This is a genomic window from Rhodococcus cercidiphylli, assembly GCF_033042225.1.
Classification (GTDB): Bacteria; Actinomycetota; Actinomycetes; order Mycobacteriales; family Mycobacteriaceae; genus Rhodococcoides.
This window is the reverse complement of the sequence record NZ_JAWLKE010000028.1, coordinates 1-949: the sequence shown is the minus strand read 5'-3', so window position 1 is coordinate 949 and position 949 is coordinate 1. Positions and strand designations below refer to the sequence as shown.

Sequence of the window (949 nt, the reverse complement as noted above, 5' to 3'; positions counted from 1 at the left end):
ACCAGGGAGTATTCAGGCTTATCGGGTGGTCCCGACAGATTCACAGCAGATTTCACGGGCCCGCTGCTACTTGGGTACTCGCAACGACAGTTGCAGTGCTTTCGTCTACGGGACTCTCACCCTCTACGACAGGCCGTTCCAGACCACTTCGACTAACACCACAATTTCTCACTGTCGGCCGATCCGGCAGAATCGACAATGCAAACCCCACAACCCTCCATACGCAACCCCTGCCGGGTATCACACGCACAAAGTTTGGCCTCATCCGCTTTCGCTCGCCACTACTCACGGAATCACTGTTGTTTTCTCTTCCTGTGGGTACTGAGATGTTTCACTTCCCCACGTTCCCTCCACACACCCTATATATTCAGGTGCAGGTAACACGACATCACTCGTGCTGGGTTTCCCCATTCGGACACCCTCGGATCACAGCTCGGTTGACAGCTCCCCGAGGCTTATCGCAGCCTCCTACGTCCTTCATCGGCTCCTGGTGCCAAGGCATCCACCGTACGCTCTTCATTACTTACAACAAAGATGCTCGCGTCCACTGTGCAATTCTCAAACAACACACACTCGAAAGACTCACTGCACTACCAGCCACCACCCAACCCTCCGAAGAGAACCGAACAATGCGATGTAGATACAATCTCCCGCTTGTATATGTCTTGCCTAGAAAGAAACACTCACGTGTTCTCTCAGGACCCAACAGTGCATCGATGTAGTTCCTGCCGGCGAAACATGGTTTCGCGTTCTGCAGGATCTGATTGTCAGTGTTCCACCCGTGAGCTCCCGCCGTTCCACGTGTGGGAACGAAACGGGCTCTGCCAGTCCATCATCCGAGCACCTGTGTGCTGGTACATGTCCTGGAGAATGCTCCTTAGAAAGGAGGTGATCCAGCCGCACCTTCCGGTACGGCTACCTTGTTACGACTTCGTCCCAATCGCCGATC

General features: G+C 54.2%; 2 rRNA genes. Both read right to left on the bottom strand.

Annotation, left to right across the window (positions count from 1 at the left end):
* Positions 1-529, bottom strand: a 23S ribosomal RNA gene (locus tag R3P95_RS26070); the annotation flags it as partial.
* 352 nt (positions 530-881) lie between these two features.
* Positions 882-949 (bottom strand): 16S ribosomal RNA (locus R3P95_RS26065); the annotation flags it as partial.